This is a genomic window from Acinetobacter sp. NPDC052428, from assembly GCF_044547685.1.
Taxonomy (GTDB): Bacteria; Pseudomonadota; Gammaproteobacteria; order Pseudomonadales; family Moraxellaceae; genus Acinetobacter; species Acinetobacter lwoffii_G.
In genome coordinates, this window is sequence record NZ_JBIUAT010000006.1 from 18,647 (window position 1) to 31,732 (window position 13,086).

Sequence of the window (13,086 nt, forward strand, 5' to 3'; positions counted from 1 at the left end):
TGACGATTTTTTCATTGATTGCGCCAAATTCTGGAATTTCAATGCAATTTCAGCTTTGGAGAAATTTTTCGTGTAACAAAATCTTTTGCGGTGAGAATGCCAGCATGCGCATAACCATGAATGGTCGCCTGATGAATTCGATATAAAGAAACATACATCGATTTGGCAACAAAGCCTTGCACATTGACCTGACCGAGTAATTCACCGACAGCTTTATTCTGGCTTAAGGAAATCAGTGAGCCTTTGTCGGAAAATTTAAACATCGGTAAATAGTTTTCCTCATTGATCCGTGCTTTTAAGGCATTGGCCAGGAAATTGGCCTGTTGGCTAGCCACTTGTGCGCGTGGACCCAAGACCGGTTCATCTGCAGCAGGCTGGCAGTGAGCACAATCACCAAAAGCAAAAATGTCTGGATCAGATTTGGTTTGCAGGGTGGAGAAGACTTTCAAGCGGTGAATATTGTCCTTTTCCATATCTTGCAGTTGTGCCAAGACTTCAGGTGCTTTGATACCTGCGGCCCAGACTTTAATCTCGGCATCCAGACTTGAGCCATCTGCAAAATAAATTTTGTCTTCATCTACCTTGGCCACACGATGACTGGTAAGGATTTCAATACCGAATTTTTCCAGCTGTTGCATGGTATGTTCAGCAACTTTCGGCGAGAGCGCAGTCAAAATACGATCCGCCGCTTCAATCAAGGTAATTTTGACTTTATTTGGGTCGACCTTGTTCAAGCCATATTTAAAGAAATTGTGTTTGGCTTCCACCAGTTCAGCTGCCAGTTCTACTCCGGTTGCTCCGGCGCCAATAATCGCGATATTCAGTTCACGGCTCGAAGCTTCATGTTGAGCATTCAGGTAGAGATGCAACAGATCCTGTTGAAAGATATCAGCTTGTGGACGGCTGTCGAGAAAATGACAGAACTGTTTGACGCCTTCGGTATTAAAGTCATTCGAGGTAGAACCCAAGGCCAGTACCAGGGTGTCATAGTCAATGCGCTGTTTTTTCTTGGATTGGGATTTTTTGGAGAAATATTCTGTTTCGACCACAATCTGTTTAGCTTCGCGATCCAGACCGGTGAATGTGCCCAAGACAAATTCATAATGATGTGCGGCTGAATGGGCAAAATAATTAGTTTCTTCTTCATGTGGATTTAAGGTGCCTGCGGCAACTTCATGCAGCAGCGGTTTCCAGATATGCGTCAGTTTTTGATCGACTAAAACAATCTGCGCTTTGCCGCTTTTACCCAAGCTCTCACCCAGCTGAGTTGCCAGTTCCAGACCACCGGCACCACCACCCACAATCACGATTTTATGTGCTGTCATATATGATTAACCTGTTTATTTTTTTAATAAAAATAAGAGAAATAGAGAGAAAATATACTATGGCATGGGCCAGATCGCGTCTTGGTTAAAATTGTTATACACATTACAAAACGTAGCAATTCTGTGAGGGCAGGTAAGTTTCCCTGTCTTGGGGAGTGATGCAGGGAGAAAAGAAAATCTGCCAGAAGATCAGCGAGTAGATCTTCTAGCTTAAAGGGAAATTACTTGAGATTTAGCGCTATTATCTATCTAAAGGATAAAGCTTTACGCTTGGCGTATTGTCTGAAAACAAACTAAATAAGCCTTGTAGCCAGCTAAAGAATTTCTGAAACAGATTGGCTTCTTCAATTTCGACATGATCTTCAATCTGAATGGTGCGAATCAACTGATTATTCTGATAAACCTGAATAGTCGCCAAAGGCATCATGGTGGCCAAAGGGGCAATAAGTTCAGATGCTTTCACTTCAACATTGATATGGGTCTGAGTTTCCTGTAATGGCTCGATACTTTTTAAAACGCCATCACCTGTATTCAGCATGACACGCTGTTGGGTTTGATCAAACTGGTTCAGGTCAATACTGTAGCCCTGATCATATAAAGAAGTGGTAATAATCTGTGGTTGCTTGGTTTGCACCTTAAACATTTTTAAGGTGGATTTAATTACAGGCAACTCAGCAAGGAGTTGTTGATCTTTGATCGCTACTTCATTGCGGGTATAGGTATAAGCCAGATTCATCAGCTTATGTGATACTTCAGCGCGTTTCGCGGCACTTTTAGTACCCAGCACCACCACAATCAGACGGCGATTCGGCATTTCAAAATCTGCTGTAACGCGATTGGCGGTTAATGCCAGGTTATAGCCCGCTGCACGGGTAAAACCGGTTTTTAAACCATCTACTGTGGGATCAACCTGAAGCACACGGTTGGTCGCACGATGGAAATGCTGATTATAGGTGAAGCTTGGCTGCTTTGAATAATACAGATAATCCGGGGTTTCATTCACCACCGCCATAGACAGTCTGGCCAAATCGGCGGCAGTCGAATAGTGCTCTGGCATGGTAATGCCAGCCGGATTCTGGAAATTGGTATGCTGCATGCCCAGCGCTTTGGCTTCCTGATTCATGCGTTCAACAAACTGCGGAATACCACCCGAAATTTTCTCAGCCAGCGTCACCGCGGCATCATTGGCAGACATGATAATTAAGCCCGCCAGGAGCTGATCGACTGAAATCAGATCACCTTCTTTCAGGTACATCTGTGACTCATCCCACATCACTGTTTTCACCACAGACGTCGCGGTTAAAACTTCATTTTTATCTAATTTCCCAGCCTCAATTTCCTTTAAGGCAATATAAGCCACCATCATTTTGGTCAGCGAAGCCGGAGCACGTTGCACGTCGGCATTGTGCTCTGCAATAACTTGACCAGACTGTGAATCCAGAATGGTCCAGGCTTCAGCTTCAACGCTTTCAGGCACAATATTGAGTAGGGCAGCATGTGAAAATGCAGAAATAAATAAACTGAAAACCGCAATCAGTGAGATGATGTATTTCAATGGTGTTCCTTGATAACCCGGCGGGTGTTGAACGATTTAATTTTCACGCATGCTATGCCTTTTTTATACAGATAGCTAGTCGTAAATGTAGACAAATAAGACAGCTAAACCATACTGGCTTAAAAAATGCTAAGCTAAGCTATATCTCATTTATTTTAATTTTATATCGTTCATTATGTTGCATTATCAAATTGAATTTGACGATTATCGTCAGCATCTTATTCACGTGACTGTTCGTTTTCTTGCGGACCCGACCCAAGTCCTGTCATTACCGACCTGGATTCCGGGAAGCTATCTGATTCGAGAGTTTTCCAAGCACATTGAAGCGGTCAAAGCCTATGATGAAGATGGGCGCCAGTTACAGATCCAGAAATTTGAAAAGAACAAATGGCGTTTATTCAATACTGATCATGAACTGATTACGGTAGAATATGATGTCTATGCCTATGACCTGTCCGTTCGTGGTGCATATGTGGATCAAAATCGTCTCTATGTGAATCCTGCTTGTGCATGTTTAGGGCTAGAAGGTCAGGAAAATAAAGAAATTGAACTGGAAATTTTCCTGCCAGATGAATTAAAGCATTTTCAGCTGGCAACCGGCATGCAAGCCAAAAGTCTGGTCAAAGGCCGTTTCACGCTCAAAGCCAAAAACTATGCCGAATTGATTGATGCGCCATTTGAGCTGGCAGAACAAACCCGTTTCAGCTTTGAAGCAAATGGTATTCCACATGAATTTGTGGTGTCCGGTAAACATGCCATGAATGCGGCGCGTATGCAGCAAGATATTGAAAAAATTTGTGCTACAGAAATTTCAATGTTTGGTTCGGCACCGTTTACAGACTATACCTTTATGACCATGGCAACCGGTAATAGCTATGGCGGTCTGGAGCATCCAAATTCTACCAGCCTGATTACGCCACGCGATGACTTACCTAAGGCCAATGAACCTGAAGAACCGTCGAAGGATTACCAACGTTTCTTGGGTCTATGCAGTCATGAATATTTCCATTCATGGTTGGTGAAGTTTATTCGACCTGAAAACTTCGTGAACTATGATCTAAACAGAGAAGGCTATACGTCTTTGCTGTGGATCTTTGAAGGCTTTACTTCCTATTACGATGATTTGATTTTGCTGCGTAGCGGCGTGATTAATCAGGAATCATATATTGCTTTGTTAAAAGCACAGATTAACCGTTATTTGCAAAATCCGGGACGTGCGATTCAGTCAGTGTCTGAATCCAGTTTTGATGCCTGGGTGAAATTCTACCGTCAGGATGAAAACTCGAATAATGCGGGTACCAGCTATTACAACAAAGGTTGTTTAGTCGCACTGTGCCTGGATTTGGGTTTGCGTTTACGTGGTTCAAGTCTGGATGCCTTGATGCGCCGTTTGTATGAAAATGCCCAGAAGGGCGTTCAGGTGCATGAACGGACGATCTTTGAATTATGTAAAGAGCTGACAGGAGATGATTGGTCAGAACAGATTAATCACTTAATCAATACCACAGATGAGTTGCCGCTGGATCAGCTCTTCCCTGAGTTTGGTATGGGTTATAGCCTGAAAAATGACAAGTCTTTGCCATTCGGTTTAAAACTGGCAGATAAGCCGGAAGGTGTGCTGGTTCAATCTGCGCGTCGTGAGGGTGCTGCTGTACTCGCTGGCCTTTCTGCCAATGATGTCATCATTGCAATTGATGGCTTAAAAGCAACGACCAAACTTGTTGAAAGCTATGCAAAACAGCAAGGTACTTTTACGGTGTATGTATTCCGTCGTGATGAAATGATGACCTTCAACGTTCAAGCCGCGGGTTCTGAACTGACCGAAGTGGAATTGAAAGTGGAAGATCAGGCTAAAGCTGAGAAATGGCTTAAAGCTTAAATCCATAATTATTCTTAATTTTAAAAACCGGTGCATCGTCACCGGTTTTTTATTGCCTCGAGTTTTAAAAAATTATTTAACGATCAGTCGTGATGTGCCACGGAATTCCGCCACGATTTGATCATGCTGATTCATCACCTGAATATCATAAATGCCACTACGGCCACTACTGGCCCTATGTTCTGCTACAGCAGTCAGTGTGTCGCCAAGCAAGCCCGGTTTTAAATAATGAATACCGCAATGTTGACCGACTGCCGGATGTTCACCGGTATTGCAGGCAATGGCAAAAGCTGCATCTGCCAATGCGAAAATCACGGCACCATTACAGGTCTGATGACCCTGTAAATGCTGTTCAGTCACCTTTAATTCGATCTTTGCATAATTATGGTTATAAGAAACCAGATGAGCACCAAGATGCTGAATTAAACGGTCCTGATTAAACATCTGGCTGACTTGCTGATCCATTACAAAACTCCTTTTAAGATACGTTTTATTTTAAATTATTAAATATGTGAATCATAAATAGCATTGGGTAGGCAAAATGACAAGAGGGAGGAGTTAGAAATCTTGTTTGCACACATAAGAAAAAGCAGGTAAAACCAATATTCAGGTATGGGTTTTTTATTATTAGACGATGAATCAAAATAGTTTAAATTGGGGAATTGGAATTACAGTAATTTGGCTTACTGTCATCATTTCTCTTTGGATTTTTGGTGGATTGAGTTCGCCTACTTCATTAAATGAGCTTGGAGATTTTCTAGCGGGAATATTTGCGCCAATTGCTTTTCTCTGGTTGATTTTAGGATATGTTCAGCAAGGTAAACAGTTAGAGCAAAATACAAAAGCATTAGAACAACAGGAAAGAGCATTACAACTTCAAATTGATGAGATGAAAGAAGGTGTAAAGCAACAAACTAGACTAGTTGAAATGCAAAATCAGCAATTAATAATGTTAGTACAAGAAAAAAGACCATTTATAAAGTTGTATGATGCTAAATTAAATTTAAATAAAAATCGTTTTTCCACTTTAGAGAATCAGTTACACACTAAAAATCGTAAGGAGCTAAGCTTTAAACTCAAAAATGAAGGAGATAGTGTGGCAAAATTTATCGAAATTATTTTAGATTTTGACGTTGTTGGATCTAATTTCTATAAGATCGATCCACAAGAGATTAACACAGTAAATTTTATCTTAACTGACCCACAAATTAATCGAATATTAAAATTTAAAGATAAGTATTTAACTTTAAAAATAAATTTTATAGATATTTATAATAATAAATATACAGCATTTTATGATTTAGCTTATGAGTCTGGGAATGAAAATACAGTTATTTTACAAGTATTAACCCATCAAAATTCTTCCAATTCAAAAGTAGCGAATTGAAACTACATTTAAATCGTATGATGAAAATTACTAATTTTTTAATTCCCTCGATACGTTGAATATCCATAAGAACTTAATAGCAGCGGAATATGGTAGTGCTCCAAAGTGCCATCAATCACAAAGACCACCGGTACTTCAGGGAAGAAAGTTCGCTGATTATTGGTCTTAAACCAGTCACCCGTTTTAAACGTTACTTTATAAACGCCTTTTTGTAACGCGGTGTCTTTAGGGTAAAATTCTTTAATACGACCATTACTGTCTGTCTTGGCTTCATTGAGCTTGACCCATTTCTCACCTTGTTGAGCTTCTAAGGTGACCGTGACATTAGCAGAGGGTAGGCCAGTTTCTTGATTAAGTACATGCACACTCAGCGGATTGGCAAAGCTAAAAGTTGAAAGGGAAGTCGCAGCTAAAGCGAAAATTATTTTTTTCATGAGACTCACATTAAAATGAATACTTATAATTATTCTAATAGATTGAAAAATAAAAAATATTGAAGTTATGTAATAAAAAAAAGCCCACCGAAGTGAGCTTGATTGGATTTATTCAAACTTAGCTACGACCTCGGCCGCGACCACGTGGTGCCTTGGTATTTGGACGAGTAGTACCATTGGTGCGACGTTTCGGCTTTTCGCTTTCGTCCATTTGCCAGATACGTTTGGTGCCAGACTTTTTCACAGAACCATCTTTGTTCTTACGAACCATTGGTTTACCACCCGTACCACCCGGCTTTTTCACATAAGAACGTGAACGGTATGGTTCTTCCGCAGGAACATTCTGAAAGTCTGGATAAAGTAAGGGTTCAATTTCTCTGGTCTCGCCCGGTTGTAATCCCATACGAACTAAATCAATCTCACCAATCTTGGTACGGATCAAACGCAGTGTAGGGAAGCCTACTGCAGATGTCATACGACGAACCTGACGGTTACGACCTTCACAGATCGAAATCTCAACCCAAGACGTTGGAACAGAGGCACGGAAACGTACAGGAGGATTACGCTCCCACAACCATTCCGGTTCAGACACTTTTTCAGCACGTGCAGGAAGCGTCATGCCATCTTTCAGTTCAACACCTTTACGAAGCTGCTCAAGTGCTTCTTCGGTCACATCACCTTCCACTTGCACCATATAAGTTTTAAACTTTTTATTGGCAGGATTGGTGATATATTGGTTGAGACCACCGTGATCGGTGAGGAAAACCAGACCTTCTGAGTCCATGTCCAAACGGCCAGCAAGACGTAAATCTTTGTCGTTGACAAAATCAGCCATGGTTGGGTGCTTTTCATCCGCACGGAATTGGGAGAGGACGTCATAAGGTTTGTTTAGAATGACGATTTTCATAGGAAATAACTTCTATAATTACATTAATTTAAAAAATGTAGAGGTTTATTTAAAAGGGAAATTTTGTTATTTCCCGTATAAATCTCAAAAACAACAAATCTGGATTAGAATATTATGCGTTAAGAACAGTTGAAAGTATTGCCTAATCGGCAATTATTTTAGATTTGTCAGCGGCATCCGGGAGAATACTAATAATGGGATATCAAAAAATCGTAGTACCTGTGGATGGTACCAAAATTACCGTTAATGCAGACCTGTCACTCAACGTACCAAATAATCCAATTATCCCATTTATCGAAGGGGATGGAATTGGTGCAGATATTACACCAACAATGCGAACTGTGGTAGATGCTGCTGTGCAAAAAGCATACGCTGGGAAGCGTTCCATCGAATGGATGGAAGTCTACTGCGGTGAAAAAGCTGACAAAATTTACGGCACCTATATGCCTGAAGAAACTCTCGAAGCGCTACGCGATTATGTGATATCGATCAAAGGTCCACTGACCACGCCAGTCGGTGGTGGTATTCGTTCCCTGAACGTGGCATTACGCCAGGAACTGGATTTATATGTCTGTATACGTCCGGTACGCTGGTTTGAAGGTGTACCGTCACCGGTACATCATCCGGAACTGACCGATATGGTGATTTTCCGTGAAAATTCAGAAGATATTTATGCCGGAATTGAATGGAAGGCAGATTCTCCAGAAGCGAAAAAAGTTATCAAGTTCCTGAAAGAAGAAATGGGTGTAACCAACATCCGCTTTGAAGACAATTGTGGGATCGGGATCAAGCCTGTTTCCAAAGAAGGTAGCCAGCGTCTGGTGCGTAAAGCCATTCAGTTCGCCATTGAGAATGACAAGCCTAGTGTGACGCTAGTGCACAAAGGTAATATCATGAAATACACCGAAGGGGCGTTTAAAGAGTGGGGCTATGAGGTCGCATTGGAACGTTTCGGTGGTGAGCTTTTAGATGGTGGTCCGTGGGTTAAAATTAAAAATCCAAGAACGGGCAAAGACATTATTATTAAAGATGTCATTGCCGATGCTTTCTTGCAGCAAATCTTAATGCGCCCAGCGGATTATTCTGTGATTGCGACACTCAACTTAAATGGTGACTATATTTCTGATGCGCTGGCTGCGGAAGTCGGCGGAATCGGGATTGCACCAGGTGCCAATATTGGCGGTTCGATTGCAGTCTATGAAGCAACCCACGGCACAGCGCCTAAATATGCCGGACAAGATAAAGTAAATCCGGGTTCGATTATTCTGTCTGCAGAAATGATGCTGCGTGATATGGGATGGACAGAAGCTGCCGACCTGATCATCAAGGGGATTTCAGGTGCGATTGCGTCAAAAACGGTGACTTACGATTTCGAGCGTCTGATGCCAGGTGCGACCTTGCTGCGTTGTTCTGAGTTTGGTGAAGCAATTATCGACAAGATGGATACTTAAAATTGCGATGCAATTTGTGAATGAAAAACCCGCAGTCATTGCGGGTTTTTTTATGGCCTTATTTTCAGGCAAAGTCTGAACAGATCAGAGCTAAACGTTAAAATAAGTATCAGGCTGCAAGATCATGTAAGAAGTGTAATGAGCCTAGAAATGATTCGTTCTAAGCTGAATGACTTAGTAAAGACTGTATTACATTGACGTATTTGGATACAGCTCAGCGATTGGCTTATTTTGTATAAACGTTACAGTGATGAATGGAACTTCCAGTGATATAGAGACGTTTCTCCAAAGGAGTAAATCATGGCTAAAGCTAAAGCGAGACATAAGCAGGTCCAACAAAAAGACAAGCAGGACAATGCTCAGAATGAAGAGCAGCAACAGCAACAACAGCAACAACCATCGAAACCATCTCGTGCTAAAAAACGTAGATAATCTCCTATCCACCTGAAATAACAAAACCCTCATTTGAGGGTTTTGTTATTTGAAGGCTAATATAAAATCATCACTAAAAATAACAGGATTGTGACTTTAAATTAGGCGGTTGTGATTAAGATAAAAGTCATCTATTTAATTTAATGCGAATATTGGTGAAATTTCTTCGGATTATAAGTTTACTGTTATCTATAGGTTTTCTACTGACTGCCTGTCAACCACCTCCTTCAGGGGAGGCAGCGGGCTGGAAAACCCCATATCTATATTGGCAATTACAGAGAGCCCAGTTGGAAGCTCCGTTACAGATTCCGGTTGAAGGCGTCAGAGTTGGTCAAATTAATGATACCTGGGGAGCAGCACGTAGTGCCGGTCGTAAACACGAAGGAACGGATATTTTTGCCAAACGCGGTACGCCAGTATTTAGCGCGACCCAAGGGATTGTGCGTAGGATTGGCACCAATAATCTGGGTGGAAAAATTATCTGGGTGACAGGTCCCAGTATGAGCCAGCATTATTATGCACATCTGGATGGTTATGCAGAGCATATTCAGGAAGGCGACTGGGTGGAAGCAGGTGAAGTCATCGCTTATGTGGGTAATACAGGTAATGCCAAAAATACCCCGCCGCACTTACATTATGGCATTTATTTAGGTGGGCAAGGAGCAACCAATCCTTATCCTTATTTAGTTCCTTCTCCATGAGCAGAAATTGGCGGAGTTTGTTGTTCAGATTTGAGTCTGACAGGACGTGTGTACCAGAACAATTGCAATGTTCCTAATAAAAGAACCAATGTGGCCAGTATGAACTGTTGATGATAGCTCAATCCAAAATATTGCAGCGCACTAAAGCTGAGTCCACCGATCAGCTGAATCGAGGCAAAACACAAGGTAGCAATACTCCAGAGCTTTTTATAAGCCAGTCCATACAGTTGTAAAATGGTATAGGAGGTCAGGAAGACCACAGCCGGATTTAACATCCCGGTAAAAAAGGAAGAGCTAAAAGTGAGTAAGGGATAGGCATCTAGAGGCGCAATAAAAATAGCCACAATATAAAGACTATAAAGAATTTTCAGGGCAGCAAAATTACCCCATTTTCTGGCCAGCACATAAGCACTAAAGGCACCCAAGGCACTGCCTATTCCATACAGAATCCAGTTGAAATTAATCCAGAACAAGCTCAATCCCAACTGCTGGCTTAAATAATCAATCCAGAAGAGTGAATGCGGTATATAGGCGAATGCACTACACGCGTAGACCGTCAATAAACTATAAAAGACGCTATTCAAAGAGAGAGGAGAGGTAACTGCAAGAGCTTGTGTGGACAAATACGGCTTAAATTTCTGAATCAGTAAACTTAAAACGATACAGATAAGCAAAGCAAAACCGCATAAGATCAGCCATGCAGTCTGTATGGAAATTTGATCCAGATAAGGCAGAAACAGGGTCGCAATTAAAACGCCTAGTCCAATCCCGCTAAAACCAATAAAGTTGATTTTAAGACGATCCTGAAGTTCACAACACTGCGCGACCACACTCGGCGATAAGATCATCATCAGTCCACCGCTGATCCCGGAAATAACCCGCCAAGCGATATACCACGCTTCAGAGAAACCAGAAAATGCACAGCACATCAGGCTGAACATACCGGCAAAGGCTGAAATTTGAATATAAGTGCTCATACTGCGGTCTTGAGGCAAGCGCATCGCGGTAAATGCACCGATTAAATAACCCAGCAAATTGGCACTGCCCAAAAGGCTGGCAAAATCTGTACTCCAGCCAAAGGCTTCGCGTGTGCCAGGTAACAGTGCGGTATAAGAAAAGCGAAGGATGCCAATGCCCAAGCACATACTAAGGCAGAGAAAAAGGCTGAGCTTCATTGTGTTTGAGGACATCCGTGTACTCATAGAATTTTATATTTGGTCAAAAAATAACATGAATCTTCATGATTTAGGGGAAATTGTCGGAGAAGAAACCATTGAGTGCAGAAATTTGCTCCAGTAAGCCCGTATGATTTTTAAAATTTCATCAGCCAAAAGCCTGAACTTTTTCAAAGAAATAAAAAACCGCGTTGAGACGCGGTTTTTTATATTGTCTATTTCAAGAATTAACGCATCTTGGCCAGGAAACGGCCAACACGGGTAATGGCTTCACGCAGTTCATTTTCAGCCGGCAGGAATACTACACGGAAATGATCCGGTGTCGGCCAGTTAAAGCCTGTACCTTGTACTAGAAGTACTTTCTCTGCACGTAACAAATCCAGCATCAGTTTTTCATCGTCCTGAATTGGATACACATTCGGATCCAGTTTTGGGAAGCAGTACATCGCACCTTCAGGTTTGACACAAGACACACCTGGGATCTCGTTCAGCATTTCCCAGGCAATATTGCGCTGTTCATATAAACGGCCACCTGGGCGAATCAGGTCATTAATCGACTGATAACCGCCTAGTGCAGTCTGAATCGCATATTGTGCCTGATGGTTGGCACACAGGCGCATCGACGCCAGCATATCCAGACCTTCAATATAGTCTGCTGCACGTGCTTTATTGCCGGTAATTGCCATCCAGCCGGAACGGAAACCAGCAATACGATAGGCCTTAGATAAACCGTTAAATGAGACACAGAGCTGATCGCCAGCCAGAGCTGCTACCGCAACATGCTCGATTCCATCGTAGATAATTTTGTCGTAGATTTCGTCAGCAAATAAAATCAGGTCATATTTCTTGGCCAAGTCGACGATTTGTTGCAACACATGACGTGGGTAAACCGAACCGGTCGGGTTATTCGGGTTAATAATCACAATACCACGGGTATTTGGCGTGATTTTGCTTTCCATATCGGCAATATCTGGATACCAGTGATTTTCTTCATCACATTTATAATGAATCGCTGTACCGCCAGACAGATTCACTGCCGCCGTCCAGAGTGGATAATCCGGCATTGGAATCAGCATTTCGTCGCCATCATCCAGCAGACCCTGCATGGCCATAACAATCAGTTCAGACACACCATTACCGATATAAACGTCATTGACGTGCATATCCAGAATGCCTTTTTGCTGATAATACTGACAGATCGCCTTACGCGCCGGGAAAATCCCTTTGGAATCCGTGTAGCCAATCGCATTCGGCAGGTTTAAAGCCACATCGTTGATAATTTCTTGTGGTGCTTCAAACCCAAATGGGGCAGGGTTGCCAATATTTAATTTGATAATTTTGTGACCGGCTTCTTCCATCTCGATGGCCGCTCGTAACACAGGTCCGCGAATGTCGTAGCACACATGCTCGAGCTTAGATGATTTCTTGATCTCGCGAGGGGTTTGGAAAGTGTTCGGCATTTTGATGTTCTCGGAAGGAGTGGAGGTCACTTTTGCATAACGATATAAATAACTTTTAAATGTCTCAGTTGTGACTAGATCGAGATCATGTTCATCTCGAAGTAGTGCAACAATTTTTTCATGCGTAAATCCAAGCTGCTGATATTGTTTGATCACAGGCAGCAGATTTTTAAAAATTACGCTCTTTTTTTGCGACATTTTTTAATCCTGAGCAAATTTAGAGCTAAGAATACCATTAAATTTGCTCACTAAAAAACATTTAATGTAAAAATTGCTTACTTTTATTTTTATATTTGCTTTCTTTTTGCTTTTTTAGGCATTATATGTCTTTTGTAAAATGTTGAATAAAGACTAGAATTTTTAAAATGAATCACGTAAAT

The 13,086-nt window shown here is 41.8% G+C and carries 12 protein-coding genes; 5 read left to right on the top strand and 7 right to left on the bottom strand.

Annotation, left to right across the window (positions count from 1 at the left end; genetic code table 11):
- Positions 1-38 precede the first annotated feature (38 nt).
- Together ACIG3F_RS05835 and ACIG3F_RS05840 are read right to left on the bottom strand one after the other, a co-directional pair.
- Positions 39-1,325: an NAD(P)/FAD-dependent oxidoreductase gene (locus tag ACIG3F_RS05835; protein ID WP_396469572.1), complete on the bottom strand. Its 1,287-nt coding sequence runs from the start codon at positions 1,323-1,325 to the stop codon at positions 39-41.
- Between the two features lie 241 nt (positions 1,326-1,566).
- On the bottom strand, positions 1,567-2,880 hold the full coding sequence (locus ACIG3F_RS05840) for a D-alanyl-D-alanine carboxypeptidase PBP6B (protein ID WP_396469573.1): 1,314 nt from the start codon (positions 2,878-2,880) through the stop codon (positions 1,567-1,569).
- Positions 2,881-3,055: 175 nt separating this feature from the next.
- Between ACIG3F_RS05840 and ACIG3F_RS05845 the strand changes: the two genes are divergently transcribed.
- Complete coding sequence (locus ACIG3F_RS05845) at positions 3,056-4,759, top strand: M61 family metallopeptidase (RefSeq protein WP_396469574.1); 1,704 nt, start codon at positions 3,056-3,058, stop codon at positions 4,757-4,759.
- 72 nt (positions 4,760-4,831) lie between these two features.
- Here ACIG3F_RS05845 and paaI read toward each other — a convergent pair whose 3' ends face one another.
- The gene (gene paaI / locus ACIG3F_RS05850; RefSeq protein ID WP_396469575.1) at positions 4,832-5,224 is read right to left on the bottom strand and encodes a hydroxyphenylacetyl-CoA thioesterase PaaI; all 393 of its coding nucleotides are present in this window, start codon (positions 5,222-5,224) and stop codon (positions 4,832-4,834) included.
- Positions 5,225-5,393: 169 nt separating this feature from the next.
- Here paaI and ACIG3F_RS05855 point away from each other — a divergent pair, with 169 nt between their 5' ends.
- Positions 5,394-6,146: a hypothetical protein gene (locus ACIG3F_RS05855; protein ID WP_396469576.1), complete on the top strand. Its 753-nt coding sequence runs from the start codon at positions 5,394-5,396 to the stop codon at positions 6,144-6,146.
- Positions 6,147-6,184: 38 nt separating this feature from the next.
- Here the strand turns inward: ACIG3F_RS05855 and uraH are convergent, their stop codons facing one another.
- Both uraH and ACIG3F_RS05865 read right to left on the bottom strand, forming a co-directional pair.
- On the bottom strand, positions 6,185-6,580 hold the full coding sequence (gene uraH / locus ACIG3F_RS05860; RefSeq protein ID WP_396469577.1) for a hydroxyisourate hydrolase: 396 nt from the start codon (positions 6,578-6,580) through the stop codon (positions 6,185-6,187).
- A gap of 118 nt (positions 6,581-6,698) precedes the next feature.
- Positions 6,699-7,487 carry an rRNA large subunit pseudouridine synthase E gene (locus ACIG3F_RS05865; RefSeq protein ID WP_396469578.1) on the bottom strand — a complete coding sequence of 263 codons (789 nt, stop codon included), beginning with the start codon at positions 7,485-7,487 and terminating at the stop codon, positions 6,699-6,701.
- A gap of 194 nt (positions 7,488-7,681) precedes the next feature.
- Here ACIG3F_RS05865 and icd point away from each other — a divergent pair, with 194 nt between their 5' ends.
- The 3 genes from icd (at position 7,682) to ACIG3F_RS05880 (ending at position 10,071) form a co-directional block, all read left to right on the top strand.
- On the top strand, positions 7,682-8,938 hold the full coding sequence (gene icd, locus ACIG3F_RS05870; protein ID WP_396469579.1) for an NADP-dependent isocitrate dehydrogenase: 1,257 nt from the start codon (positions 7,682-7,684) through the stop codon (positions 8,936-8,938).
- A 300-nt stretch (positions 8,939-9,238) separates the two neighbouring features.
- Positions 9,239-9,370 carry a hypothetical protein gene (locus tag ACIG3F_RS05875; RefSeq protein ID WP_004645538.1) on the top strand — a complete coding sequence of 44 codons (132 nt, stop codon included), beginning with the start codon at positions 9,239-9,241 and terminating at the stop codon, positions 9,368-9,370.
- A gap of 143 nt (positions 9,371-9,513) precedes the next feature.
- Positions 9,514-10,071 carry a M23 family metallopeptidase gene (locus tag ACIG3F_RS05880; protein WP_044113021.1) on the top strand — a complete coding sequence of 186 codons (558 nt, stop codon included), beginning with the start codon at positions 9,514-9,516 and terminating at the stop codon, positions 10,069-10,071.
- On the opposite strand, the gene ACIG3F_RS05885 is transcribed toward ACIG3F_RS05880, so the two are convergent.
- Entirely contained in the window at positions 10,050-11,261 is a 1,212-nt protein-coding gene (locus ACIG3F_RS05885; RefSeq protein ID WP_044113022.1) for a YbfB/YjiJ family MFS transporter, read from the bottom strand. The two genes, ACIG3F_RS05880 and ACIG3F_RS05885, sit on opposite strands and share 22 nt — an antisense overlap.
- 212 nt (positions 11,262-11,473) lie before the next feature.
- A complete protein-coding gene (locus tag ACIG3F_RS05890; RefSeq protein WP_004278948.1) occupies positions 11,474-12,904 on the bottom strand; it encodes a pyridoxal phosphate-dependent aminotransferase in 1,431 nt (476 codons plus the stop codon).
- Between the last annotated feature and the right edge of the window lie 182 nt (positions 12,905-13,086).